24 protein-coding genes, 1 other RNA gene and 1 riboswitch are annotated in these 24,052 nt (G+C 61.6%); of the genes, 11 read left to right on the top strand and 14 right to left on the bottom strand.

The annotated features are described in order from the left end of the window. Nucleotides 1–66: 66 nt before the first annotated feature. The 12 genes from R6254_RS19935 to R6254_RS19880 form a co-directional block, all read right to left on the bottom strand. Nucleotides 67–543, bottom strand: coding sequence for a MotA/TolQ/ExbB proton channel family protein (locus R6254_RS19935; protein WP_318409424.1), 477 nt, complete (start codon nt 541–543; stop codon nt 67–69). 39 nt (nt 544–582) lie between these two features. Next, entirely contained in the window at nt 583–2,097 is a 1,515-nt protein-coding gene (locus R6254_RS19930; protein ID WP_318409423.1) for a PepSY domain-containing protein, read from the bottom strand. Nucleotides 2,098–2,107: 10 nt separating this feature from the next. After that, complete coding sequence (locus R6254_RS19925; protein ID WP_318409422.1) at nt 2,108–4,234, bottom strand: TonB-dependent receptor; 2,127 nt, start codon at nt 4,232–4,234, stop codon at nt 2,108–2,110. An 82-nt stretch (nt 4,235–4,316) separates the two neighbouring features. Then, nucleotides 4,317–5,003 carry a 5,6-dimethylbenzimidazole synthase gene (gene bluB / locus R6254_RS19920; RefSeq protein ID WP_318409421.1) on the bottom strand — a complete coding sequence of 229 codons (687 nt, stop codon included), beginning with the start codon at nt 5,001–5,003 and terminating at the stop codon, nt 4,317–4,319. A 134-nt stretch (nt 5,004–5,137) separates the two neighbouring features. Next, nucleotides 5,138–5,719 (bottom strand): cob(I)yrinic acid a,c-diamide adenosyltransferase, encoded by a 582-nt coding sequence (cobO, locus tag R6254_RS19915; protein ID WP_318409420.1) that lies wholly within the window; start codon nt 5,717–5,719, stop codon nt 5,138–5,140. Nucleotides 5,720–5,743: 24 nt separating this feature from the next. After that, the gene (locus tag R6254_RS19910; protein WP_412103200.1) at nt 5,744–6,526 is read right to left on the bottom strand and encodes an ABC transporter ATP-binding protein; all 783 of its coding nucleotides are present in this window, start codon (nt 6,524–6,526) and stop codon (nt 5,744–5,746) included. Between the two features lie 8 nt (nt 6,527–6,534). Then, nucleotides 6,535–7,554, bottom strand: coding sequence for a FecCD family ABC transporter permease (locus R6254_RS19905; RefSeq protein ID WP_318409418.1), 1,020 nt, complete (start codon nt 7,552–7,554; stop codon nt 6,535–6,537). Beyond that, a complete protein-coding gene (locus R6254_RS19900; RefSeq protein WP_318409417.1) occupies nt 7,551–8,420 on the bottom strand; it encodes an ABC transporter substrate-binding protein in 870 nt (289 codons plus the stop codon). Before R6254_RS19900 ends, R6254_RS19905 begins: the two co-directional genes overlap by 4 nt. After that, nucleotides 8,417–8,998 (bottom strand): bifunctional adenosylcobinamide kinase/adenosylcobinamide-phosphate guanylyltransferase, encoded by a 582-nt coding sequence (gene cobU, locus R6254_RS19895; protein WP_318409416.1) that lies wholly within the window; start codon nt 8,996–8,998, stop codon nt 8,417–8,419. Before cobU ends, R6254_RS19900 begins: the two co-directional genes overlap by 4 nt. Beyond that, nucleotides 8,991–9,842: a cobalamin-binding protein gene (locus tag R6254_RS19890; protein WP_318409415.1), complete on the bottom strand. Its 852-nt coding sequence runs from the start codon at nt 9,840–9,842 to the stop codon at nt 8,991–8,993. Before R6254_RS19890 ends, cobU begins: the two co-directional genes overlap by 8 nt. Next, complete coding sequence (locus R6254_RS19885; protein WP_318409414.1) at nt 9,835–11,184, bottom strand: cobyrinic acid a,c-diamide synthase CobB; 1,350 nt, start codon at nt 11,182–11,184, stop codon at nt 9,835–9,837. Before R6254_RS19885 ends, R6254_RS19890 begins: the two co-directional genes overlap by 8 nt. A 19-nt stretch (nt 11,185–11,203) precedes the next feature. Then, nucleotides 11,204–13,051 (bottom strand): TonB-dependent receptor domain-containing protein, encoded by a 1,848-nt coding sequence (locus R6254_RS19880; RefSeq protein ID WP_318409413.1) that lies wholly within the window; start codon nt 13,049–13,051, stop codon nt 11,204–11,206. Nucleotides 13,052–13,133: 82 nt separating this feature from the next. Further along, nucleotides 13,134–13,420: riboswitch (cobalamin riboswitch) on the bottom strand. Nucleotides 13,421–13,456: 36 nt separating this feature from the next. Between R6254_RS19880 and R6254_RS19875 the strand changes: the two genes are divergently transcribed. The 5 genes from R6254_RS19875 to R6254_RS19855 all read left to right on the top strand — a co-directional run bounded on the left by R6254_RS19875 (nt 13,457) and on the right by R6254_RS19855 (nt 16,087). Beyond that, entirely contained in the window at nt 13,457–13,714 is a 258-nt protein-coding gene (locus R6254_RS19875) for a cell division protein ZapB (RefSeq protein ID WP_318409412.1), read from the top strand. Then, on the top strand, nt 13,711–14,082 hold the full coding sequence (locus R6254_RS19870) for a cell division protein ZapA (protein ID WP_318409411.1): 372 nt from the start codon (nt 13,711–13,713) through the stop codon (nt 14,080–14,082). The genes R6254_RS19875 and R6254_RS19870 overlap by 4 nt, the downstream gene beginning before the upstream one ends. Nucleotides 14,083–14,129: 47 nt before the next feature. Next, nucleotides 14,130–14,309, top strand: a non-coding RNA gene (gene ssrS, locus R6254_RS19865) — 6S RNA. 34 nt (nt 14,310–14,343) lie between these two features. Then, nucleotides 14,344–15,144, top strand: coding sequence for a sulfite exporter TauE/SafE family protein (locus R6254_RS19860; RefSeq protein ID WP_318409410.1), 801 nt, complete (start codon nt 14,344–14,346; stop codon nt 15,142–15,144). Between the two features lie 19 nt (nt 15,145–15,163). Further along, the gene (locus tag R6254_RS19855; protein ID WP_318409409.1) at nt 15,164–16,087 is read left to right on the top strand and encodes a methionyl-tRNA formyltransferase; all 924 of its coding nucleotides are present in this window, start codon (nt 15,164–15,166) and stop codon (nt 16,085–16,087) included. A 9-nt stretch (nt 16,088–16,096) separates the two neighbouring features. On the opposite strand, the gene R6254_RS19850 is transcribed toward R6254_RS19855, so the two are convergent. Then, nucleotides 16,097–17,056, bottom strand: a complete 960-nt coding sequence (locus R6254_RS19850; protein WP_318409408.1) for a LysR family transcriptional regulator — start codon at nt 17,054–17,056, stop codon at nt 16,097–16,099. Between the two features lie 150 nt (nt 17,057–17,206). Between R6254_RS19850 and R6254_RS19845 the strand changes: the two genes are divergently transcribed. The 6 genes from R6254_RS19845 to R6254_RS19820 all read left to right on the top strand — a co-directional run bounded on the left by R6254_RS19845 (nt 17,207) and on the right by R6254_RS19820 (nt 23,259). Continuing rightward, nucleotides 17,207–17,596, top strand: coding sequence for an HAD family hydrolase (locus tag R6254_RS19845; protein ID WP_318409407.1), 390 nt, complete (start codon nt 17,207–17,209; stop codon nt 17,594–17,596). Nucleotides 17,597–17,605: 9 nt separating this feature from the next. Further along, nucleotides 17,606–18,373, top strand: coding sequence for a fumarylacetoacetate hydrolase family protein (locus tag R6254_RS19840; protein ID WP_318409406.1), 768 nt, complete (start codon nt 17,606–17,608; stop codon nt 18,371–18,373). Nucleotides 18,374–18,393: 20 nt separating this feature from the next. Beyond that, nucleotides 18,394–19,404, top strand: coding sequence for a 2-dehydropantoate 2-reductase (locus R6254_RS19835; protein WP_318409405.1), 1,011 nt, complete (start codon nt 18,394–18,396; stop codon nt 19,402–19,404). A 616-nt stretch (nt 19,405–20,020) separates the two neighbouring features. Beyond that, the gene (locus R6254_RS19830) at nt 20,021–21,043 is read left to right on the top strand and encodes a Bug family tripartite tricarboxylate transporter substrate binding protein (RefSeq protein WP_318409404.1); all 1,023 of its coding nucleotides are present in this window, start codon (nt 20,021–20,023) and stop codon (nt 21,041–21,043) included. A 113-nt stretch (nt 21,044–21,156) separates the two neighbouring features. Next, nucleotides 21,157–21,678, top strand: a complete 522-nt coding sequence (locus R6254_RS19825) for a tripartite tricarboxylate transporter TctB family protein (RefSeq protein ID WP_318409403.1) — start codon at nt 21,157–21,159, stop codon at nt 21,676–21,678. A 51-nt stretch (nt 21,679–21,729) separates the two neighbouring features. Next, nucleotides 21,730–23,259, top strand: a complete 1,530-nt coding sequence (locus R6254_RS19820; protein ID WP_318409402.1) for a tripartite tricarboxylate transporter permease — start codon at nt 21,730–21,732, stop codon at nt 23,257–23,259. Between the two features lie 75 nt (nt 23,260–23,334). Here R6254_RS19820 and R6254_RS19815 read toward each other — a convergent pair whose 3' ends face one another. Further along, a complete protein-coding gene (locus tag R6254_RS19815) occupies nt 23,335–23,943 on the bottom strand; it encodes a Crp/Fnr family transcriptional regulator (RefSeq protein ID WP_318409401.1) in 609 nt (202 codons plus the stop codon). Nucleotides 23,944–24,052: the final 109 nt, after the last annotated feature.

The following is a 24,052-nucleotide window of genomic DNA, read 5'->3' as shown; positions in this document are numbered from 1 at the left end:
TCACTGCGTGTACGGCGCTGCCCCCCGAGGGGGCGCCCGCTTGCTTGAAGCGGTTCTGCGCGGCGCTCATACTTTCTCCTGCACGGCTTGCGCATCCAGCACCATCACCAGTTCACGCATCAACCAGCGGCGGCGCACGGTGTAGACCACAAAAGTGATGGAGGCCGAGGCCAGGGCCACGATCACGCTGGCAAAAGCCGGCGCCAGGCTGGCCGCCACGCCTTGCGACTCGCCCGAGGCCACGGCCACCAGCGCCGGGCCCATGGGAATCATGGTGGCGATCAGGCCCAGCATGGGCGCGACACGGCTGCACAGGCGCACCCCTTCCAGGTCTTTCAGCAAGGCCAGTTCCATCTGATCCTGGTCGTTGCCGTGCGAATGCAGCACCAACGCGCGTTTGGGGTCACGCCTGCGCTGCACGTACTCGATGCCAAAAGCGCCCAAGGTGTACAGCGCATAAACAAAGGACAACAACACGCCCAGAGTCACTGGCCACAAAAACAGCCGGGCCAGTTCAAACAGAATGGTTTCAAACGCAAACATGAGGACAGTCTTTCTTCAAGTCAAAAAAATAGGGAGTAATCAAGCCGGACGCGCTGGGCGTGCATGCCCACGTTGGCGTTTGCGCGGCACCAACACACGCCAGGCAATCACACAGGAGGTGACACACAAGGCCGTGCCCAGCAGCGACAACAGCACAATGAGGCTGCCCTGCAGCCAGGGCCACGCCATCAGCGGCGCGAAGTCAAAACTGTGCAGGCCGTTGTAAAGCACACGTTGCCAGCGGTTGGAGGCATCGGCGCGCAGCAGCAGCCGGCTGGACGCCGGGTCGGCATACACCCGCACGCCATCGGCCCATTGCGCACGCCAGACCGGCAAGGGCCGCGCATAAGGCGTGTTGTCATTGCGCTCGCGGGCGTAATACAGGTCGTCGTAGGCCGTGAGCCGCGTGATCGTCACGGCGCCGGGCCGCATGGCGCGCAGCGCTGCCTGCAGCGTTTCGTCCGGCAACGCGGGCTGCGGAACGGGCGCGCCCGCACCATCGGCCCGGACCAGCACTTGTTCAGCCACGCCGCGCAGCCGGTACCAGGCCTGCCCTGCCACCTGCACCACGTCCATCTCCCGCGCCTGCACACCGGGCGCCGCCGCCAGGGCCTGCGCCGGGTTCAAGGTGACAAGCGCCTTGGGACCGGTCCAGGCACTGCGTTCTGCGGCCGGCGCCGCACGCGGTGAAAAAATGCCAAACGGGTTCATCGACAGCAGACCGGAAAACATCCAGGTCAGCGTGAAAATCGCCGCGACCAGACCGCCGATGTGGTGCCAGCGCATCCAGAATTGGCGATAGGGAATCCAGCGCACGCGGTTGAGAAACAGATGCCACACACCCAGCACCAAACCGGTCACGGCCAGGACCACACCCGGAATCGCCAGCCAGACCACCACGTTGTGCCAGGCCTTGGGGTATTGGCGCAGCTCGGTGAAATAAAGCCAGTGCGGCACGGCACCCAGCCAGTTCCAGAAACGCTCGGCACGCCGCGTGTCGCGCACCACCTCGGCCGCTGCCGGCGAGACATACAACTCCAGACCGTCCGGCCCGTCCATCGCGACCCGCAACAAAGGGCGGTAAGGATTCAGGCCTTGCGTCACGCTCCACTGGTCACGCTCCAGCAACTCGCTGTGTACGGCACGCCGGCCGCTGAAGGCTTCGGCCACGGCAGCGGCGGCTTGGCCCGACAGCGGTGCCAGCAGTTGCCCACTGCGTGCATCAATCGCACGCCACAGCGGCGCACCGCTCTGCCCGTCTTTGGCCAGCACACGCCAGACCGGCACAACACCGTGCATGCCCAGCCTGGCCTCGCTGACCGTCAGCCCGGCTTGGTCCGCGGCCTGCTGCGCCGTCAGGCAACAAGCCGCCGGCAACTGCAAAGGCGCCTGGCCGGCCAGGCGTTCGGCCTGGCTCAGGCTCGGAAAAGGCACGTAATACAACACCAGGCCACTGATAAACCACATCAGGAACAACAACGCCAGCGTGACACCCAGCCACTTGTGCAGAAAAATCAGGCTTTTATGAAATACCCGTTTGAGATGCAACGACATGGTCGGCCGCTCAGAGCTTCACGCGGGCGGTGAGATAAACGGTGCGCGGTGCACCCAGCAGCCAGCGCGTGTTGGCCGTGCCCGTACTATTCGCGCTGCCTGAAATCGCATAGTCCTTGTCGGTGAGGTTGCTGACCGACAAGGCCAGGTTCAGATTGCGCGAAACCTCGTAACGCAGCAAGGCGTCCACCGTGGTGTAGGCCGGCAGGGTCAGTGTGTTGGCCGGGTTGGCTGCGCGTTCACCGACGTATTGCAGGCCCACCCCGGCCTGCCACTGCGGCGCAAAGCGGTAGCTGGTCCAGAGATTGGCGGTGCGCTCCGGCACGTTGGCGACCTGGTTGCCGTCGCGTGACACCAGCGCCGCACCCACCACCTCCTTGAAATTGTCGTAACGCGCGCGCAGCATGGCCAGGTTGGCGTCCACACTCCAGCCGCGCACCGGCACCATCGCCAGCGCCAGCTCGACACCGGTCGAGGACTGCTGGCCGATCTGCTGCGTGACCAGCGGGTTGATGGCGTCACGCGACAACAGATTGCGCTTTTCGATGCGGTACACCGAGGCCGTCCATTCGCCACGCACCGAGGGCAAATCGCCCTTGGCGCCGAACTCAAGCTGTTTCCCCTTGGTCAGGTCGTGTGCCAGGTTGGCCGGCAAGCTCAGCGCGCCGCTGAGCGGGTCGGTGCCGGTCGCATACTGGCCGTACAGCGACAGCGCGGCGCTGGCACGCCAGACCGCCCCCAGGCGACCGGTCAGCGGCGAATAACTCTTGCTACCCGCCACCCCAGTGCGCAGGTCGGTTGAGTCCAGGGTCATGCGGTCTTGGCGCAAGCCGGCCACCAGCTTCCATTGCGGCGTCAGGTCCAGTGCGTTTTCGGCAAAAAAGGCCGTGCTGTCGAGATTGCTCTGGCGGCCCGGCACGGTGGGGACCGGGCTGATGAAGTTGCCGGGCACAAAGTTGAACGGATTCACCGAACTGCTGCCGCCATAAGGCGAATTGTTGGTGTTCAAAAAATCAACCCGCGACACATCAAAACCAGCGACAAAACGGTTCTTCATGCCGGCCAGCGTGCCGTCGAAGGTGGCGTCAAAACGGTTGCCCGTCTGCCTCAGGTCATGCAGGATTTCCAGGTAATCGCCGCGTGTGACACGGCCGGTGGCCGGCACATAGGTATAACTTTCCGTGTTGCGCCAATGCCGCTCGCTGGTGAGCACATAAGTTTCGTTGCGCAGCTTGATACTGTCGCTCGCCTGGAACTCGACCTTGGCACGCAGCCACTGGTCGTCGTACTTGACCAGCGCGTCCTGCACATTGAAGCTGGTGCGGCGCAGGCGATCATCGAGCTGGCCGTTGATCAGCGGCGTGCCCTGGTAGGTCGCGTCCTTATTACGCGCACCGTCGGCCGACAGCGTGATCTTCAGCGCACTGTTGGGCTGGATCAGCAAGGCCAGCGAATAGTTCTGGCGCGAATAGGCGTTGTCCTCACGAAAACCATTGCTTTTTTCGCCGCTGACATAAGCCGAATAAGCCAGCGTGTCGTTGATAGGCCCGCGCGAGCCAACGCCACTCATCACCGTGCCGTGCGAACCCAGGGTGAAAAATGCCTCGTGTTCGCGGCGGTCACGCAGCGGCTGTTTGGTGATGTAGTTGACCGCTGCGCCTATGCTGCCGTCGCCATACAACACCGAGGCCGGGCCACGCAAGGCTTCTATCGACTCGTAAGGCCAGGTCGAAAACGGAAAGGTCACGGTGCCGGAGCCCACCACCAGGCGTGTGCCGTCAATCATTTGCGCCACCGAGTTGTGGCCGGAAAAACCGCGCGCCGTGAGGCCGGTGCCACCGTTGCCAGCCGAGGCGCTGTCGGTGAAGCCCGGCATACGTTTGACCGCATCCTGCACACGGGTGATGTTGCGCTCTTCCAGATCGGCGCTGCTGATGCTGGTGATGCTGGCGGGCGTGTCGCGCGGCGTCAAGCCCAGGCGCGAACCGGTGCTGCTCGGCACATCCAGGCCCAGGCTGCTATTGGGCGCCTGGCCGGTCTCCAGGACATGCACCGTGGGCAGCTCGGCGCTTTGTGCAAGAGTGTGCAGACTCAGGATCAGCGCGCTGGTGGCGATGCAGATGACAGACGGATTCATTCCATTCCTTTTTTGAAAGGCAAGTTGTTTAAATTCGCCAAGGTGGCTGGTCCGCACGGCTGCACCCATGCGAACGGGCTGCTCAGCTTTTCCCGGGTAAGGCCGGCGCCATGGACTGGCCCCAGCAGTTTTCAAAAATCAGATCGTCCAGCGCACAACGCTGGGCCCAGCGTTCCTGCTGCAACATGGGCGCTTCGTAAAAGCCGCTCACCGGCCCGAGACACAAGACGGCGATCGGTTCGGCACCGGCCGGCATCTGCAACAAGGCCGCGACGGCCGCCGGCTCAAACAGCGACACCCAGCCCATGCCCAGACCTTCGGCGCGGGCCGCCAGCCAGAGGTTCTGGATCGCGCAGGCGGCGGAAGCCAGGTCCATCTGCGGCATGGTGCGGCGGCCAAACACATGTTTCTCGCGCCCGTCGGCCAGGGCCACCACCCAGACTTCGGCCGCGCTGAGCAAACCCTCAACCTTGAGCCGCATGAATTCGTCTTCGCGCTGACCCAGCGCACGTGCCGTCAAGACCCGTTCGGCCTCGACCAGGGCATGCAGTTGATGGCGCAAGGCCAGCTGCGCGATACGCACAAAACGCCAGGGCTGCATAAAACCGACACTGGGCGCGTGGTGCGCCGCCTGCAGCAAACGCTGCATTACCTCGGGCGCCACCTCGCCGCCGGAAAAATGCCGCATGTCGCGGCGCTCGAAAATCGCGCGGTACACCGCGGCAATGTCGGGCGCAGGAAAGGCGTGATCAGAAGGTGAATCGCTCATATCCACCGTGCTCAGAAGGTGTGAAGAAATCGTAGCGAGCGCGCCGAGGTCGCATCGAGGACAGCAGCCGTACACACGTACGGCGAGGACCGCAGGTGCGAGATCGGTGGGCGCAGTAGATTTATTCGCATCTTCTAATCTTCGATGCCGCGCTGGGCGGGGATGCCAGCGTTGAATGCATGTTTGACCTTGGTCATCTCGGTGACCGTGTCGGCCAGCTCGATGATCTCGGGCGGGCAACGCCGACCGGTGATCACCACATGCACGTCTTTCGGCCTGTCTTTGAGCGTCTGCAACACGTCGTCCAGCGGCATCCAGCCGTAAATCAGCGGGTAAGTCAGTTCGTCCAGCACCACCATGAAGTTTTCACCGCTCAAGATGGCAGCTTTGGCCTTTTCCCAGCCCTTGCGCGCGAGCTGGGCCGAATGTTCGAGGTCCTGACTTTTCCAGCTGAAACCGTCGCCCAGGCCTTCGATAGGGATGCCCAGTTGCTCGAACATGCGGTGTTCGCCAAAACGCGCGGTCGGCACTTTCATGAACTGGAAAATCTTCACGGCCTTGCCGTGCACATGGTGGCGGCCCTGGGCACGCAAGGCCAGGCCGAAGGCGGCGGTGCTTTTGCCCTTGCCGTCGCCGGTGTTGACGATGACCAGGCCGCGGCGTTCACCTTCGGGTTTGTCGTAAGGTTTGACGGTCGGTGGGGTTTCGATCTGCATGGGGCGTCTTTCGGAAAGCTATCTCTATATTTTTGGCAAAGCCAGCCACTGGCCGGCCAAGGGGTGCACGACAATGCGGTGGTCAAACACTTCTTCGAGCGCACGGTGGGTGCTGCTGTCGCTGCAAGCGCCCTGGTGGGTCACGCGGCCTGCGGCCATGATCACCAGTTCGTCGGCCTGCAGCGCAAATGAAATTTCGTGCAAGACGCTGACCACGGTTTTGCCGCTAGACACCAGCTCACGCGCCATGCGCAGCCAGTCAGCCTGGTGCGGCGGGTCGAGGTTGGCCAGCGGTTCATCCATCAGCAAGACCTGGGCCTCGACCGCCAGCGCACGCGCCAGCAACACGCGCTGGCGCTCGCCACCCGAAAGCTGGCCCAGCGCACGGTCGCGCCAGTCCCAGGCCTGGGTCGCGCGCAAAGCCCGCTCGACGGCAACGTGGTCGTATTCACTGGGCGGTGCCAGCCAGGGCTGGTGCGGCAGGCGGCCCAACATGGCCACGTCGTAGGCGGTCAGATCGTCGGCCGAACTTTCGTTCTGGCCCAGCCAGGACAACTGCTGTGCGCGGTCGCGGGCACGCAAGGTGTGGAGCGACTGCCCGAGCAAGGCCACCTCGCCGCTGTGTGGCAACAAACCGGCCAGCACCTTGAGCAAGGTCGATTTACCCGCGCCGTTGGGGCCAACAATACTGGTCCAGCGCGCCACCGGCAGTGCCAGCGAAATGCCGTGCAATACATCAACATTTCCGAGCCTGGCCCTTATCGTATGGGCATCGATAGCTATCGAATGCGTAGCAAGTGGGGACATAGTCGACATCACAATCCGGCCCCCCGCCCGGTATGCCGGTGCATCAGCCACAACAGATAACTGCCGCCCAACACCGCGGTCAACACCCCCACGGGCAACTCCTGGGGCGAGATCAGCCAGCGCGCCAGAATATCTGCAGCCACCAGCAAGACCGCGCCCGTCAGGCTGGACAACACAATCAGCCGGCCGTGCGTGGTCTTGACCACCGAACGCACCAGGTGCGGCGCGGCCAGGCCCACAAAAGCGATCAACCCGGTTTGTGCCACGGCCGTGCCGGTGGCCAGCGCCAGCACCGCCACCAGCGCGGCCCGCATTTGCGGTAGGCGCAGGCCCAGGCTTTGCGCCGTGGCTTCGCCGAGTGCCAGGCCGTCCAGCACGTGACTCATCATCCAGGCGGCGACCAGGCTGACTGCCAGCACCAAGGCCATCACGGCGCAAGCGGTCCAGTCCACAAACGCAGTGCTACCCAACATGAAAGACTGCATGGCCTGCATCAGGTTGGGGTTGAACAGCAAGATGAGTGAGCTCAGGGCACCGAGCACCACCCCCACGATCACACCCGCCAGCAGCAGGCGCAGCGTATGCTGCACGCCCTTGGCCAGCAGCAGGGTGAGCAACACGGCCAGCACGGCGCCGACAAAGGCAGCACTCGTCAAGCCGATCCGCACCAGCCAATGTGCGGCAAGAGGCGAGACGCCCAGCAGCACCATCGCACACGCCTCTCCCAGCAAGGCACCCGAGGCGCTGCCCAATAAATAGGGATCGGCCAAGGGGTTGCGAAACAGGCCCTGCGCCACTGCGCCCGCCAGGCCGAACAGCGCCCCGGCCAGCCAGGCGCCGGCGGTGCGCGGCAGGCGAATTTCCCAGACGATTTGTTGCGCCTGCGGATCGCTGCCCATGTTCAGCACACTGTCAAAACCGGTGCTGCCCACACTCACCCCCAGCAGCAGCAGCAATACGCTGGCAATCAGCAAACCGGCGGCCAGCAGGTAGGCCTTGCGGTGTTGATACGTTAGATGAAGGCTCATCGTGCTTTGTCTTCCAGGCACTTGGCCATGAGGCGCGCCGCCTCGGCCATGCGCGGACCGGGCCGCACCACCACGTCGGACTCGTCCACGCCGAAGACACAAATACGCTGCTCTTTCACCGCCTTGATGCTGGACCAGCCCGGGTAGGCGACCATGGCCTGCATGCTGCGGTTGCCGACCATGATCACGTCCGGGTTGGCGCGCACCACAAATTCGGGGTTGAGGCGGGGAAACGGGCCCAGTGACGCCGGCACCACGTTTTTCACACCCAGCCGCGCCAGGGTTTCGCCGATGAAAGAGGACTCGCTGGCGGCATACGGCCCGCGGCTGACTTCAAAATACACACGCACGTTGCGTGCTTTCGGTGACAAGGACTGAGCCGCGGCCGACACACTGGTGTCGATGACGCGCCACAGACGTTCGGCGCCGATCTCGTCGGGCACGTCGAGCAGCACGCCGAGCTTCTTGAGCACGCGCCGGACATCGGCGTGGCTCTTGGGCTCCAGCGCCACCACCTTGATGCCCAGCGACTCCAGGCGCTGGCTGGCACGCGAGGACACCGCCAGCAGCACCACGTCGGGCTTGAGCGCCACGATGCCTTCGATGTTCGGGTCCAGCCCGCCGCCCATCACCGGCAAACGCCGCACGCTGGTCGGGTAGTTGGAATAACGGTCTACACCCACGATGCGCTGGCACTGCTCCAGCGCGCAAACCGCTTCGGTCAGTGACGGCAGCAGGCTGACAATACGTTGCGGACTTTGCGCCAAGGTGACGCTCACGCCTCGATCGTCCGTCACCTGCAGGGCGCGGGCCGGCCCCCACAGCGCGAAACAAAAAAACAGGAACAAGACCGAGCTGCGTTTCATGGCTGGCCTTTCAGGGTCAGCGGCAAACCGGCGGCCATGAAGGTGACCCGCTCACAGGCCTGGGCCACCGTCTGGTTCAGCCGGCCCAACGCATCCACAAAGTCCCGGGTCTCGCGGCCCATGGGAATCACGCCCAGCCCGATTTCGTTGCCGACCAGCACCAGCGGCCCGGGGCTGGCCTGAATTGCTTCCAAAAGCATAGCTGCTTGCGCTTGTGGGTATTGGGCTGGAGGCCGATTTGACTCTGAATCTTCGGCAGGCATGAGCCAATTGGTCAGCCACAAGGTCAGGCAATCGACCACGATCAAGGTGTCGCTGCGGCTGTGTTGCCGGATGGCTTGTGCCAGCTGCAGCGGTTCCTCGACCGTGACCATGCCCGGCACCCTTTCGGCGCGGTCCTGTTGGTGACGCGTTATGCGCGCGCGCATCTCCTCGTCCCAGGGCTGGGCCGTGGCGATCAGCACGGCCTGGTGCTGCGGCGACTGCGCCAACCAGCCCTGCGCCAGTGTTTCGGCTCGGCGCGACTTGCCGCTTCTCTGACCACCCAGGATCAGTTCGCTGCGGGCAACTTCAGCCATAGTGTTTATTCCAGTCCATGATGATGCTGTGAATCTGCTCTACGCCATCAGTTAGCGCCGCCGGTCCGGGTTGCAGAATCTCGGCGGACTTGATCTCAAACAGCTGGCCGTTTTTAACGGCGTTGACCTTGTCCCAGCCGGCTCTGGCCCGCACATGGTCGGGCCTGAATTTACGGCCGCACCAGGAGCCGAAAATAATGTCGGGGTTGCGACTGACGATCTCGCCGCCGTCGGCGATGATGCGGTCCTTGCCCATGGCCTCTTTGGCCAACTCGGGGAAACAATCGTCGCCGCCGGCAATCCCCATCACTTCAGACACCCAGGCAATGGCGCTGATGTGCGGGTCATACCACTCTTCAAAAAACACGCGCGGCCGGCGTTTCAGTGTGGCGGCCGCTTGTTCGATCTCCAGCAGGCGTTGCTGCATGCCCTGCATCAGCGCCAGGCCACGCGCTTCCTGGCCGACCATGGCGGCGAGCTGATACAGCATCGAAAATATTTCGGCCACACTGCGCTGGTTGAAGATGGTGACCTGTATGCCTTTTTTGACCAGTTGCGAGGCGATGTCGGCCTGCAGGTCGGAAAAACCGATCACGCAGTCGGGCCGCAGTTCCACAATCTTGTCGATCTTGGCGCTCAGGAAAGCACTGACCTTGGGTTTTTCCTCACGCGCACGTGGTGGTCGCACGGTGTAACCCGAGATCCCCACAATCCGCCGCTCCTCGCCCAGCAAATACAGCCACTCGGTCGGTTCTTCGGTCAGGCAGACGATGCGTTGCGGACCATAGGCCGAAGTGTCTTTGGCGGCCGCCAGGCTACGCCAGTCTTTGAGGGATTCAGTCATGGCCATCCTTCAGGAAAAGCTGCGCGGTGGCCGCGGGATTCGACGCAAACCAGGCGTGGAAATAACTGGCCTGAACCGCGCCGCTTGGCCCCGCCACATACAAGGCCTCGCCCTCGCCGCGCAATTTTCGACCGGGCGCCGCCTGGGTGCGTGCTGCCGCCGGCAGCGGCGTGAGACAGGTGGAGTAATGAAAAGCATGGCCGCGCAAGGTACCGCCGTCCACCTCCAGTTGCTGCGGCCCCAGCGCTGCCAGGCGTTTTTGCAAAGTCACGCTGCCGGGCAAGACACCCCACATCGGGTGGCTAACACCATCGACGGTGGTGAGTTGCTCAAACAGCGCCATCATGCCGCCACACTCGGCCCAGACCGGTTTGCCGACCGACACATGGGCGCGAACACTGGTGCTCATGGCGTTGTTGGCCGCCAGGGTTTCAGCGTGTAATTCCGGATAACCGCCTGGCAACCAGAGCGCGTCGCAGGTAGGTACGGCGGCGTCCGCCAGCGGCGAGAAAAACACCAGTTCCGCGCCCAAGGCGCGCAAACAATCCAGATTGGCGGCGTATAAAAAACAAAAGGCGGCGTCGCGCGCCACCGCAATGGTCTGGCCTTGCAGCAAAGGCGCGATCGCCCCCGCCGCGTCAGACGGCGACTCAAAAGTGACCGCCCAGGCCTGCAGTTCGGCCAGCCCCATTTGTCCCAGTTGGGTGTCGGCCAGCGCATCGGCGGCGGCATCCAGCCGCCCCATGGCGTCGTCGATTTCATCGGACATCACCAGGCCCAGGTGGCGCTCCGGCAGGCTGAAAGCCGTGCTGCGCATCAAGGCGCCCAGCCACTGCGCCGGGTCGCGCAAGCCTTCTTCCAGCATGGCAGCATGGCCATCGGAGGCCACCCGGTTTGCCAGCACACCGGCAAAACGCAGGCCTTCGCGGTAATGCTGCAAGCCCCAGGCCAGTGCGCCAAACGTGCCGGCCATGGCGCCGGCGTCTATCACCGCCAGCACCGGCAGGCCAAAACGCTGCGCCAGGTCGGCCGCGCTGGGCTGGCCGTCAAACAGGCCCATGACGCCTTCAACAATGACCAGGTCGGCCTCCTGCGCAGCATCGTGCAAACGCTGCGCGCAGTCGGCCTCGCCAGTCATCCACAAGTCCAGCTGGTAGACCGGCGCGTCGCTGGCCAGGCTGAGCCAGTAGGGGTCCAGAAAATCCGGACCACACTTGAACACCCGCACCCGCCGACCCTGGCGCGTGTGCAGACGCGCCAGGGCACAGGCCACGGTGGTTTTGCCCTGGCCGGAGGCCGGGGCGGCGATCAGGACAACGGGGCAGCGGGAGGATTCAGGCATGGGAAAACACCTTGACTTTTTACAGCGGCGCCCACTTCAGCCCGACGTACAAGGTGCGTCCCGCCGTGGCATAAGTTTGAGCCAATTCATACGACTTGTTGGTCAAATTGTCGACACGGGCAATCACGGTCCAGTCCCTGGCCACCGACGTGCTCGCGCTCAGATTGAACAGGCTATAACCACCCAGCACCTTGGTGTTGGCGGCGTCGTCGAAACGGCGGCCCGACAACTGCGCTTCGGCCCCCAGCGACCAGGTGCCCACCCTGGTGTCGGCTGCCAGCATCGCATGCTGGCGCGCGCGTCGGGCCAGGCTTTTCCCGGTGCCGAGATCACGCGGGTCCTGCAAGTCCAGCGAAGCCGACAGCCGGGTGTTGCCCAGCTTGTAGCCGCCAGTCAGCGTGACCCCCGAATATTCGGCCCGCGCGGTGTTGGTGTAACAGGCCCGATTGGCCAAAGCCACAGGCGCGACCCCATTGGCGCAGGGACCGGAGCCGGAGGTGAAGGTGATCAGATTGGAGACCTTGTTCTGGTAGGCCACGATGCCAAAGCTGCTGTTGCCTTCGGCGTAACGCAGGCCCAGTTCCACATTGCGGCTGCTTTCGGGCTGCAGCGTGGAGACACCGTAGATGCTGAAGCGGTGGTACAGCGTGGGCGCGCGGAAGGCCGTGGCGGTCGAAGCCGTGACCCGCCAGGCCGGCGTGAGCGCAAACCCGTAGGCGGCGCTGCCGGTGTTTTTACCGCCAAACTCGCTGTCCTCGTCGTGCCGCGCGTTCAGTTGCACCGTGTGCGGACCGCCCTTCCAGCCATAACCGAGTGCCAGTGCATTCTGTGAACGGCCGCGGTTGATGGGCGCGTTTTCCAGATGGTCTTCCTTGCGCTCCAGGTCAGCCGTGAACAGGTGGGCACCCAGGCGCAACTCGTTGTGCAGCAGGTAGCCGCGCAGCGTGGTGATGGTCAGGTAAGGCGTGGGGACGGTCTGGTAACTTTCGCGCGAATCGGTGATGCTTAGCCGGGTGCTGTAGGTATCGGTCCACTGCGCCTGCCAGTTGATCCCCATCGTCTGCAACTCGTGCAGGTTGCGGTCATCCCGTGTCGTCGCACTGTCGTATTGCGAATTCATGTCACTGGTCAGCAGAGAGGCTTCCAGCCGGTGCGCCTTGTTGATCTGAAAACCCAGCTTGGCGTTGGCCGAGCGGCTGTGGTAGCCGTCGCGGTCGGGGTTCTGGCTGGCGATGGTGCGCGAGTTGAAGCCGTCGCTACTTTCATCGGCCAGGCCCAGCGAGTAGTCAAACGCGCCATTGGAGCCGCTGAAGCCGGCATCGGCCTTGCGTGTGCCCCGCGAGCCCAACCCGATGCCGACAAAAGGTGAAAACGGGCCTTCGCCGCGTTTCGTGAAAATCTGGATCACGCCGCCCAGGGCGTCCGAGCCATACACCGCGGCCGCCGGCCCGCGCAGGACTTCGATGCGATCGATCTGGCCGAGCGGAATGCTCTCCCAGGCCGCGCCACCGGTGGCTTGCGAGTCCACACGCACACCGTCGATGTAAACCGCCGTGAAGCGCGACTCGGCACCCCGCACGAACACGCCGGTATTGGTACCTGGACCGCCATTGCGCTGAAACTCGATGCCTGGCAGACGGGCCAGCACGTCGGCCAATCCGACAGCGCCGCTGCGTTCTATGGCTTCGCGGTCAACCACACTGACATCGGCCAGCAGGTCGGTCAGCGGCTGTGCGGTACGGGTGGCGGTCACCACGGTTTCCTTCAGGCCGGGCGAGCCGGGGGCGGTTTGCGCAAAAGAAGGAAAAGCAGCGGCCAAGGCCAAGGGAAGTGCGGCAAGGCGCACACAAAAAACACCAGGTTTCATGATGGAAGCAATCAACAAAATGCCCTCACCGGCTTCCCCGCCGGTACTTGAGCGTTACAAACGCTCGGTCAATTGAAAGACGCGCGCGTTCACCTTGTTGGCCGGTATCCGGGCTGACGGAACTGTCCTCATCGCCTTCCCAAACGTATGTTCAAACGTTCAGTGGCTGTGATGAGGGCTGAATGCGACCTGAAGTTGAATTTCAGGAAACCATTCGTCCGTTTTACCGTTGCGGGGGCAGCGCAGGTTAAAAGTCGCGGCGCTTGCGAACTGGGTCTAACCCGGTCCGGATGGCCTTGACTCCCTCCTGCTTCCCGTTGAACTGCAGCGTGTGAACCACACCGCGAGCACCAACAGGCGAGATTCTACGCGCCAAAATCTTGCAAACCCTACAATCAGGCTGCCATGTCGAATCAAAACCAAATCGACCAGATTGCCGAACGCGTCGAGCGGCTCCTGTTGCGCTACGAGGAATTGCAGCGCACCAATACCCTGCTCAGCGAACAGGTTCACGAGTTGACGCAAGAGCGCGACTCCCTCCGCTCACGCCTGAGCGCCGCCCGGGCCCGGGTTGACGCCTTGCTCGAGCGGCTGCCGGACTCGTCGTCCTCCCTGTCCCTCGGGTCGGTCAGCGTCAGAACATCCGCGAGATCAGACCAATGAAGCAGCTTGACGTCCAAATCATGGGGCAGAGTTATCTGCTCGGCTGCCCCGAAGGCGGCGATGTCCGTTTGCTGGACGCCGTGGAAAAAGTCGACGCCGCCATGTGCAAGATCCGCGACGCCGGAAAAATCAAAGCGCGCGACCGCATTGCGGTGCTGGCCGCGCTGAACCTGGCTTTCGAGTTGTCGGAACTCGAAGCCAATGCGCTGAAAGCTTCACGCACCAGCCAAACCACGGCCGCGGACCCCGAAGCCGCCGACTTCGCGGCGTCAAACAACACGCCTACCAACGGGTCAACCCAGCCGCAACTGGCGTCTTTGCTGCAGCGCTTGGACAGCGCGCTGGGTGTAGACGGCCGCCTGCTGTAAAGGCAACAAGGGGCGCCGGCAGAGCCCGCCGCAAGCGCCTACAATCAATGGGTCTGCAGTGCGCACTGGGCTTTATATTTCCTTGTACCAATGCTCTTTGAGCTCGGGCTTGGTAAATTGTCAGGCTGGCGTGATCGTCTCGCGTTAGACGAACCCGAAGCTTGACTGCCCTCGCCCACCTGAACCCTGGTTCAGGATGACGGTCCGGTGGCACTTGCAGACACCTTTTTTTGTTCTCTTTTCGGGCCCAGCCCGGCCCGCATGTTTCTCGAACCCCTGCTGATTCTCGAACTCCTGCTCTTGGGCAGCGCCACCGGCTTTCTCGCCGGCCTGTTGGGCATAGGCGGCGGCATGTTGATGGTGCCCTTCATGACCTTCATCCTCTCGGCCAAGGGGTTCCCGCCTGAATACACCGTGAAGATGGCCGTGGCCACCTCGCTGGCCACCATCTGCTTCACATCGATGTCCTCGGTGCGTGCGCATCACCGGCGCGACGCGGTGCTGTGGCCCATTGTGCGCGTGTTGGCACCCGGCATCCTGCTGGGCTCGCTGCTGGGTGCACAAGTGGCGGTGGCCCTGCCGGGCAAAGTCCTGAGCATCCTGTTCGCGGTCTTTGTGGCGTTTTCCGCCACACAAATGTTCCTGAACCGCAAACCCAAACCCAGCCGCACCTTGCCTGGCCCCCTGGGCACCTTTGGCATGGGTGGTGTGATCGGTATGTTGTCGTCGCTGGTTGGTGCAGGCGGGGCTTTTGTTTCCGTGCCTTTCATGACCTGGTGCAACGTCAAAATCCACGATGCCGTGGGCACCTCGGCCGCGCTGGGTTTCCCGATCGCGCTGGCCGGCACCTTGGGCTACATCTGGGCTGGCCAGGGCTTGCCGCAAATGCCGCCCGGCGCCTTCGGTTATCTTTATCTGCCTGGCCTGATCGTCATCTCGCTGGCCAGCATGTGCACCGCCCCCCTGGGTGCACGTACCGCCCACCGCATGGACATCCGGCCGCTCCGAAAAGTATTTGCGCTGGTGTTGTACGCACTGGCCGCCTACTTTCTGCTCCGCTAAACAACCCTCACTTCCACCCATGAAAATCGCATTCATCGGCCAACAGGAATTCGGCAAAGCCACCCTGGAGGCCTTTTTGGCGCGTGGGGACGAGGTGGTGGGTGTGTTCTGCATGCCGGAAAAAGCCGGCGCCAAGCCTGATGCCTTGCGCGTGACGGCCCAGGACCGGCACCTGCCGGTGTTCCAGTTCAGCAGCCTGAAGAGCAGTTATGCCGAACACGCCATGCGGGAACTCAATGCAGACATCGGCGTCATGGCTTATGTGGTGCAGTTCGCACCGCAGGCGTTTGTGAATATTCCGCGTTGCGGCACCATCCAGTTTCACCCTTCGCTGCTGCCGCGGCACCGTGGACCGTCATCGATCAGTTGGCCGATTGCGCTGGGCGAAACCCACAGCGGCATCAGTATTTTTCGCCCGACCGACGGACTTGACGAGGGGCCGATTATTTTGCAGAAATCCTGCCCGATTGGGCCGGACGAAACGCTGGGTGAGCTTTACTTCAACAAGCTGTTCCCCATGGGTGTGGCGGCCCTGCTCGAAGCGGCCGACCTGGTGACATCCGATCGGCACGAAGAACAGGCGCAAAAAGAATCACAAGCCAGTTACGAAGGCTGGTACCACGAAGAAGAGTCCCGCATCAACTGGGCCAACCACGTGGACCAGGTCTACAACCTGATCCGCGCCTGCAACCCCGCGCCAGGGGCCTGGACCGTGCTCGACGGAACCCGCGTCTGGCTTTATGACTGCCGCAAACATCGAGTACGCGGCTTCACGGCCGTGCGTGGCAAGCCCGGGGAAATGGCGGGCATCACGGACGCGGGCGTGCTGATCAATTCACATGGCGGGCAAATCGAAGTGTTGAAACTGCGACCCGAAGGCGGTAAAAAAATGAATGCAGCCGACTTTGCGCGTGAGCGCAAGTTGCTTATTCCAGCTCACTAAGCCCCTCGCTCAATTGGTCCGCAACCTCTTGGCGGAGGCTGTCGACTTGGGTCGATAACCTATGGTCTGCTCAATCAGGGCCGCGCCGTCACTCAGCAGGAAACTCTTGAAGGCTTGGGCCACCGGGGTCAGGCGTTTGTTCCGGCGGTGCACCACATACCAATGCAGCATCAGCGGAAAACCCTGGACATCCAGCACACGGAGGCTGCCAACCTGCAACTCGCGGCTGATGGTGTGCGCAGACAAAAAACTCACACCCATGCCGGCGATCACGGCTTGCTTGATGGTCTCGGTGCTCTTGATTGCCATCGCGATATTCAGCTCGGCCAGGTGTGCACCAAAACCCTCCTCCATGGAGCTCCAGGTGTCCGAACCCTTTTCACGCACCACAAACGGCTCACGCACCAGGCGCGACAGCGGAATGCGTTTTTTCGTGGCCAGCGGATGGTCGGGTGCAGCCACCACCACATAGGGATGGGGTGCAAAAGCTTCGTGCTCGGTGTCCATGTCCAGCGGCGGCCGCACCATGATGGCCAGATCGGTGAGGTTGTCCGCCAACTGGTCCAGCAACTCTTCACGGTTGCAGACACCAAAATTCAGGGTCACGCCGGGGTGGCAGCGCGCAAACTCCACCAGCAGGCGCGGGAAAAAATAGTCGCCGGCACTGATCACCGCCACGTTCAATTTGCCGCTGGAAATACCTTTGAACTGCGCCATGGCCTCTTCAACTTCCTTGAACTGCTGGATGATGATCCGGCTGGAGTGAAGCATTTCCGCGCCCGCAGGCGTGAGATGGATTTTTTTTCCCAGTTGCTCGAACAGCGGCAGACCAGCGTGGTCTTCCAGTTTTTTGACCTGGATGGACACCGCCGGTTGCGTCAGATGCAACTCCTCGGCAGCACGTGAAAAACTCAGGTTGCGGGCCACGGCCTCGAACACCTTGAGCTGGCGCAGCGTCGCGTTTTTCATTCGCCCCTCTTTATTCATAATCTATGAGTTATGCATAGTATCAAATACTTTAACTATTACTAATCATTATTCTTCTCTACATTTGGGCTCAAGCCCGGTGCATTGCGCGCCGCCCTTGCCCGGAAAGCGTCAACCAAGAGGAGAACTGCCATGCTCAACGCCCTGCTCGACCAAACCGTCAGCGGCCAAACGGCCGAGGCCCAGCGTCATGCGTACAACGCGGCCTTCGAGGAACTCGGCCTGACCTGGCATTGGGATGCCGCGACCTATGCCCGCTTGCAAGCGCATGGCCGGAATGCGGTACGTGTCTACCTGGAAACCGAGCAAGCCCACCTGCTGCGCGCCTACGAGGCTGACTTTCTGGTCAACGCCATCGCGGTCGCCCAGGCGCGCAGCCACGCCAGCATGGGCGGCAATCGAGCCCGCCCAACACCGAGCAGCTGGCTGGACAGCGCTTACGGGTACGCGCCAGATGGCCCCCGACAACACGCACCAAGCAGTACACCGACGCACCGGCCAGCGTCAATTGTTTTGACCTGAGAGACCCGAATGCCAAACCATTGGGTACGTTTCTCGGAAGGCAGCACCATCCACTTTGGACTTCTGCAAGGCGATCGCATCCGGGTCTGCGAGGGGGACATGTTTACAGGGGCCACCCCCACCGATCGCTGGCTGCCGCTGACCGAGGTCAACTTGTTGATACCGGTTCAACCCAGCAAAGTCATCGCCTTGTGGAACAACTTCCGGGCGCTGGGCGAGAAACTCAAGCTGGCGGTGCCGGAGGAACCGCTGTACCTGATCAAGGCGCCCAACACCTACCTGGCCCCGAACGGCACCATACTCAAACCGGCATGCGGCGGCAAGGTGGTCTTCGAAGGAGAACTGGGCATTGTCATCGGCAAGACCTGCAAGCGGGTCCCCGAAAGTGATGCCTTGAATCACGTGTTTGGCTACACCTGCGCCAACGACGTGACGGTCGCAGACATCCTGAACCGCGATGCCTCGTTTGCGCAATGGGTGCGCGCCAAAGGTTTCGATACTTTCTGCCCTTTTGGGCCGGTAGTGGCGACCGGACTGGACCCGACAAAGCTGGTGGTGAAAACCATGCTCAACGGCGAAGTTCGCCAGGACTATCCCATCAGCGACATGCGCTTTTCCGTGCAACAACTGGTGAGCCTGATCTCCCAGGACATGACCCTCTACCCCGGTGACATCATTCTGTGCGGCACCTCCCTTGGGGTGGGGTCCATGCAAGCGGGAAGCACTGTCGAGGTGGAGATTGCCGGCATCGGCAGGCTCAGCAACCGGTTCGAATAAATTATTTCAGGAGAAGTGCTGTGAAGATTGCGATTATTGGGGCCGGGGCCATAGGCGGCTATGTAGGCGTAAAGCTGGCCCTGGCTGGCGAAGACGTGACCTTCATGGTGCGGGGCGCCAACCTGGAGGCCATTCGCAACAAGGGCATGAAACTCATCATGCATGACGGCACTGAACACATCGCGGCCGGCGTCAAGGCAAGCAACAACTATGCCGAAGCTGGCCCGCAAGACATGGTGATCCTGGCGATGAAAGCGCATCAGGTGGAAGCGGTGGCCGATGAGCTGCCCAAACTTTTCGGGCCAGACACCACGGTGGTGACCATGCAGAACGGCATCCCCTACTGGTATTTTCACCAACATGGCGGCCCCCATGAAGGCTGCCAGGTGCACAGCGTGGACCCAAGCGGCATTCTGGTGGAAAAAATTCCGCCACAACGCGTGATCGGTTGCGTCGTTTATCCGGCTTCGGAACTGGTGGCGCCCGGCGTGGTCAGGCATCTGGAAGGCGATCGTTTCCCGGTCGGTGAACTGGACGGCTCTAACAGCGAGCGGGTCACACGTATCTCCGAATGTTTTGGCAAGGCCGGCTTCAAGGCGCCGGTACTGGACAACATCCGCGCGGAGATCTGGCTCAAGCTCTGGGGCAATCTCACTTTTAACCCCATCAGCAGCCTGGCTCACGCCACCCTGCTGGATATCTGCCAATACCCCTTGTCACGCGAACTGGCGGCCAGCATGATGCGTGAAGCGCAGGCCGTGGCGCACAAACTGGGCATCACGTTTCGCGTGACCCTGGAAAAACGCATCGCCGGCGCCGAGAAGGTGGGCAAACACAAAACCTCCATGCTGCAGGACATCGAAGCCGGCCGGGCGCCTGAGATCGATGCGCTGGTGGGATCGGTCGTGGAACTCGGACGCCTCACACAGACACCCACGCCCCACATCGACACAGTGTATGCCCTGGTCAAGCTGCTCGCCAGAACCATGGAAGCCGAACATGGGCAGCTGCGGCTTCAACCCGCCACCTGAGCTGGCCCCCGTCCACACCCTGGCTTGTTGATCGGGCGTCAGCGTCTTCAGCTCGACCGGGTTGTCGTCAACCCGGCAAGGCAGAACCGGCCTCTTGACAGCAGTCAGAACGCCTTGCGTTTCCTTGATGTTGAGGACTGGCGCCACCGACAGCCCTGCGAGCCGGACAAATCGCCCCCCCCCAACGCAGTTTCGGTTTGAGACGAGCCTTCGCCGCGAATCACTTTTGGGTTCAGGCACAAGCCGCCTTCACACGATTGCGCGTGGACTAAGGCAACGCAGGTCAACCCCAAAAACCAACCGCCATCGATTTTTCATGGCTTGTCGCGCCTGTGAAAATTCAGGAACCGGCCGGATCCGATGCACATGCCCGCCGAACTGAAATTCATGCTGCAGCTGGCGGACTCATTTTCCCTAGGGAATTACGCTATCCGGCCACCACGTCCGGGACTCCGGACAAACCCCTAGCGTGACTCGAAAATTGGGCAAACTTGACCCTCGTCAAGAATTTTTCGCCCACTTGGTAACACCATACCGTTGTGATACGTTCCGGCCAGGGATTCACCAAGAAGTCCCGGCCTTAACCTCAAAGCTACCAAACACAGGAGACAAAGCGATGAAGACCCAACTTGCAAGTATCAGGAGTGGACTGACCGTGGTGGCGACAGGAGCCATCGCCGCAGCGGCGCTGATGACGTTGCCAGCCCATGCGGCCTGGGAGCCGACCAAACCGGTCGAATTCGTGGTGCCTGCAGGTACCGGCGGTGGCGCCGATCAGATGGCCCGCTTGATCCAGGGCATCGTCATCAAGCACAAGCTGATGAAAGAACCCCTGATTGTCGTCAACAAGTCTGGTGGTGCCGGTGCCGAGGGTTTTCTGGAAATCAAGGGGGCAACCGGCAATCCGCACAAAATCGTGGTCACCTTGTCCAACCTGTTCACCACGCCCTTGGCAACCGGTGTGCCGTTCAACTGGCGTGACATGACACCCGTGTCCATGATGGCCCTGGACCAGTTTGTGTTGTGGGTCAATGCCGAAAACCCCGCAAAAAATGCCAAAGACTACCTGGCCGCGGTGAAAGCCGCCGGCCCGAGCAAAATCAAGATGGGCGGCACCGGCTCCAAGCAGGAGGACCAGATTTTGACCGTCGGCATCGAGCGCGCTACCGGCACCAAGTTCATCTACGTTCCGTTCAAAGGCGGTGGCGAAGTGGCGGTGCAACTGGTTGGCAAACACATCGACTCCACGGTGAACAACCCGATTGAAGCCGTCGCCCAATGGCGCGCTGGCCAGTTGCGTGCCCTGTGTGTGTTCGACGAAAAACGCATGCCTTACAAAACCAAGGTCACGGACACCCAGTCTTGGGGCGACATTCCCACCTGCAAGGAAGCGGGCGTGCCAGCCGATTACGTGATGCTGCGCGGCATTTTCATGCCACCGGGCGTCACCAAGGATCAGCTTGAGTTTTACGTCAACATGCTCAAGAAAGTCCGCGAAACGCCTGAGTGGAAGGACTACATGGAAAAAGGTGCGTTCAACCAGACCACCCTGTCCGGCGAAGACTTCAACAAATGGTTAGGTAGTGCCGAGAACATGCACCGCGACCTGATGAAAGAAGCCGGCTTCATCGCCAAATAAGGCAAGCCCCGCAGATACGGGGTTTGCACTGCGGGCCGGCCATTCTTGCACTGGCCCGCCATTCGATCACTGTTCGCCCTGGCACAGGGCAACCAACTCAGCGGGAGTTCCTGATGGAGCCAAACCAAGAATCCGGCGTGGAGCGTCGCACGGGCGTCGCCACCTATGTCGTCGAAGCCGTTGTTGCTTTATGCATCGTCATCATGGGGGCGGTGGTGCTTCAGGGCAGTCGAGCGCTGGGCTCAGGCTGGACCAGCGACGGCCCAGGCTCGGGTTATTTCCCTTTTTACATCGGCTTGATTCTCTGCATTTCCGGCGCCGGCACCCTGTACCAGGCCTTGTTCGGCAAAAACAAAAACACCGACATTTTTGTTGACGGCGAGCAGCTCAAACGCGTTTTGTCGGTGCTGTTGCCAGCCTTGCTTTACGTGCTGGTGGTCCAGTTCATAGGCCTCTATGTCGCGTCGGCGGTTTACATCGCCTTGTTCATGATCATCCTGGGCAAATTTTCCCGGATCAAGAGTGTGATCACCGCCCTCATCGTGGTGGTGCTGTTTTTCTTCATGTTCGAGGTCTGGTTCAAAGTGCCTTTGTTCAAAGGCCAGTTCGATCCCTTGAGTTTCCTCGGCTATTGAGCCCCCTCCTCCCGCCTCAAGCCCATTGCAATTTACTGACCGGACAATGACATGGAAGAACTAAACGCGCTTTTTCACGGATTCAGTGTCATCCTGACACCGATGAACATGCTCCTCATGTTTGTGGGCATCATCCTTGGCGTGCTGATCGGGGTGTTGCCCGGCTTGGGTGGTGCCAACGGTGTGGCCATTTTGCTGCCCCTGACATTCACCATGTCACCCACCTCAGCCATCATCATGCTGTCGTGTATTTACTGGGGTGCCCTGTTCGGTGGTGCCATCACATCCATCCTGTTCAACATCCCCGGCGAGCCCTGGTCGGTGGCCACCACCTTCGACGGCTACCCGATGGCGCAAAACGGGCACGCCGGTGCGGCATTGACCGCAGCGTTCACGTCCTCCTTCATTGGGGCTTTTGTTGCCGTGGTGATGATCACCTTCATGGCACCCCTGGTTGCGAAGTTCGCGCTCAAGTTCGGCCCCCCCGAGTTTTTTGCCGTCTACCTGCTGACCTTCTGTAGCTTTGTCGGCATGGGCAAAGGTTCTCCGTTCAAAATCCTGGCCTCCATGGCCATCGGTTTTGCGCTGGCGGCCGTGGGCATGGACACGGTCACCGGCCAGTTGCGCCTGACCTTTGGTATTCCCGACCTGATGCGCGGCTTCGACTTCCTGATCGCCGTGATTGGCCTGTTCGGCATCGGTGAAATTTTGCTGTCCATGGAAGAAGGTCTGGCCTTCTCCGGCAAAAGCGCCAAGATCGATCCCAAGGTGGTACTGGAAACCTGGAAGAAGCTGCCGAAATACTGGATGACCTCCATCCGCAGCTCCCTGATCGGCATCTGGATGGGCATCACCCCTGGCGGCGCCACCCCGGCCTCGTTCATGAGTTACGGCCTGGCGAAGAAAATGTCCAAGAACGGATCGAAGTTCGGCACTGGCGAAATCGAAGGCGTGATTGCACCCGAAACCGCAGCCCATGCCGCCGGCACCAGCGCCCTGCTTCCCATGTTGGCCCTGGGCATTCCGGGCTCGCCAACAGCCGCCGTTTTGCTGGGTGGTTTGCTGATCTGGGGCCTGCAACCCGGGCCGCTGCTGTTTGTGGAGCAAAAAGACTTTGTCTGGGGACTGATTGCCAGCATGTACCTGGGCAACCTGGTCGGCTTGATTGTGGTGTTGACCACCGTGCCGCTGTTCGCCTCCATTCTGCGCATCCCCTTCTCCATCATTGCACCGGTGATTGTCGTGATCTGCGCGATAGGTGCTTACACCGTCCACAACGCCATGCTGGACATCTGGTTCATGATGCTGTTCGGCGTGATGGGTTACCTCTTCAAGAAACTGGACTACCCGCTCGCACCGCTGGTCCTGGCCCTGGTGCTGGGCGACAAGGCCGAAGATTCCTTCCGCCAGGCCATGCTGGTGTCGCAAGGCGAGTTGTCCATCATGTGGGCCAACCCCCTGGTTGGTGGTATCACCACGCTGGCCCTGGTGCTGCTGTTCTGGCCGCTGGTGTCCCGCGTGCTGGCCAAGATTCGTCCGCCCAAGCGGCCTGAATTTGCGGCAGAACAGCCGGTCGACTGATCACACACCGTTCAGACACAAAAAAGCCGGGTGGCAACACCCGGCTTTTTTGCTTTCAGGACCTGTGTCAGTCGATCAAATCTTGCCGCGCTGCTTGAGCCGGCTCAGGGTTTCTGCGGAGAGGTTCAGGTAAGACGCCAACTCCTTCTTCGGAATACGCTCGAACAGCTCCGGATGTTTGCGCACAAAACGTTTGACCCGCCCAGGCGCATCCAGCAAATGCAAGGTGATGGTGTGCGCCATAATTTCGCTCATCAGGCGCATGACGTAATACTCGAAAGACTGTTTGATGTCGTAGTGGCGCTCCAGGAATGCCACCCATTCCGCCAACGGCAACTTGGCCACCCGGCCCTTGGTCACACAAACGGTGCTGTAAGGCGTGGGGGTGCCCAGGCGCCAGGCCGCGTAGCTGGTTTCCATGTCGCGCTCGTCGGCAAACCTGAGGATCATTTCCTTGGCCTCCTGGTTGGTGACCACCCGTTTCAGGATGCCTTCCAGGATGAAATACTGCTCCATGTCATGCGCGCCCTGATGTAGCAGGGTATCGCCCTTCTGGCAGTCCACCACGACCAGGAGGGTCTCCAGTTCCGCACTCTGCTCCGCCGTCATCCCCTTCAGGACCAGGTTCTGCCCCAACTGGACACGAATGATATTTCTTTCGGGATGGTTTTGTACGGACAGCATGGAGACGTAAGTTTGGGCGGGACGCAGGATAGGCCCGCTCAGGGGAGGTCAAATGCAACAAAAATTGACCGTGGTCAATCGCGAAACCTGAATCGATTCCTATGATACC

It is taken from the genome of Polaromonas potterensis (assembly GCF_033446725.1).
GTDB lineage: Bacteria > Pseudomonadota > Gammaproteobacteria > Burkholderiales > Burkholderiaceae_C > Polaromonas.
This window is presented reverse-complemented; position numbering and strand designations above follow the sequence as displayed.

Bases quoted from the DNA above. Each gene is read 5' to 3' on its own strand.
- R6254_RS19935 (WP_318409424.1), bottom strand. From the start codon at position 543: ATGTTTGCGTTTGAAACCATTCTGTTTGAACTGGCCCGGCTGTTTTTG.
- R6254_RS19930 (WP_318409423.1), bottom strand. From the start codon at position 2,097: ATGTCGTTGCATCTCAAACGGGTATTTCATAAAAGCCTGATTTTTCTG.
- R6254_RS19925 (WP_318409422.1), bottom strand. From the start codon at position 4,234: ATGAATCCGTCTGTCATCTGCATCGCCACCAGCGCGCTGATCCTGAGT.
- bluB (WP_318409421.1), bottom strand. From the start codon at position 5,003: ATGAGCGATTCACCTTCTGATCACGCCTTTCCTGCGCCCGACATTGCC.
- cobO (WP_318409420.1), bottom strand. From the start codon at position 5,719: ATGCAGATCGAAACCCCACCGACCGTCAAACCTTACGACAAACCCGAA.
- R6254_RS19910 (WP_412103200.1), bottom strand. From the start codon at position 6,526: ATGTCCCCACTTGCTACGCATTCGATAGCTATCGATGCCCATACGATA.
- R6254_RS19905 (WP_318409418.1), bottom strand. From the start codon at position 7,554: ATGAGCCTTCATCTAACGTATCAACACCGCAAGGCCTACCTGCTGGCC.
- R6254_RS19900 (WP_318409417.1), bottom strand. From the start codon at position 8,420: ATGAAACGCAGCTCGGTCTTGTTCCTGTTTTTTTGTTTCGCGCTGTGG.
- cobU (WP_318409416.1), bottom strand. From the start codon at position 8,998: ATGGCTGAAGTTGCCCGCAGCGAACTGATCCTGGGTGGTCAGAGAAGC.
- R6254_RS19890 (WP_318409415.1), bottom strand. From the start codon at position 9,842: ATGACTGAATCCCTCAAAGACTGGCGTAGCCTGGCGGCCGCCAAAGAC.
- R6254_RS19885 (WP_318409414.1), bottom strand. From the start codon at position 11,184: ATGCCTGAATCCTCCCGCTGCCCCGTTGTCCTGATCGCCGCCCCGGCC.
- R6254_RS19880 (WP_318409413.1), bottom strand. From the start codon at position 13,051: ATGAAACCTGGTGTTTTTTGTGTGCGCCTTGCCGCACTTCCCTTGGCC.
- R6254_RS19875 (WP_318409412.1), top strand. From the start codon at position 13,457: ATGTCGAATCAAAACCAAATCGACCAGATTGCCGAACGCGTCGAGCGG.
- R6254_RS19870 (WP_318409411.1), top strand. From the start codon at position 13,711: ATGAAGCAGCTTGACGTCCAAATCATGGGGCAGAGTTATCTGCTCGGC.
- R6254_RS19860 (WP_318409410.1), top strand. From the start codon at position 14,344: ATGTTTCTCGAACCCCTGCTGATTCTCGAACTCCTGCTCTTGGGCAGC.
- R6254_RS19855 (WP_318409409.1), top strand. From the start codon at position 15,164: ATGAAAATCGCATTCATCGGCCAACAGGAATTCGGCAAAGCCACCCTG.
- R6254_RS19850 (WP_318409408.1), bottom strand. From the start codon at position 17,056: ATGAAAAACGCGACGCTGCGCCAGCTCAAGGTGTTCGAGGCCGTGGCC.
- R6254_RS19845 (WP_318409407.1), top strand. From the start codon at position 17,207: ATGCTCAACGCCCTGCTCGACCAAACCGTCAGCGGCCAAACGGCCGAG.
- R6254_RS19840 (WP_318409406.1), top strand. From the start codon at position 17,606: ATGCCAAACCATTGGGTACGTTTCTCGGAAGGCAGCACCATCCACTTT.
- R6254_RS19830 (WP_318409404.1), top strand. From the start codon at position 20,021: ATGAAGACCCAACTTGCAAGTATCAGGAGTGGACTGACCGTGGTGGCG.
- R6254_RS19825 (WP_318409403.1), top strand. From the start codon at position 21,157: ATGGAGCCAAACCAAGAATCCGGCGTGGAGCGTCGCACGGGCGTCGCC.
- R6254_RS19820 (WP_318409402.1), top strand. From the start codon at position 21,730: ATGGAAGAACTAAACGCGCTTTTTCACGGATTCAGTGTCATCCTGACA.
- R6254_RS19815 (WP_318409401.1), bottom strand. From the start codon at position 23,943: ATGCTGTCCGTACAAAACCATCCCGAAAGAAATATCATTCGTGTCCAG.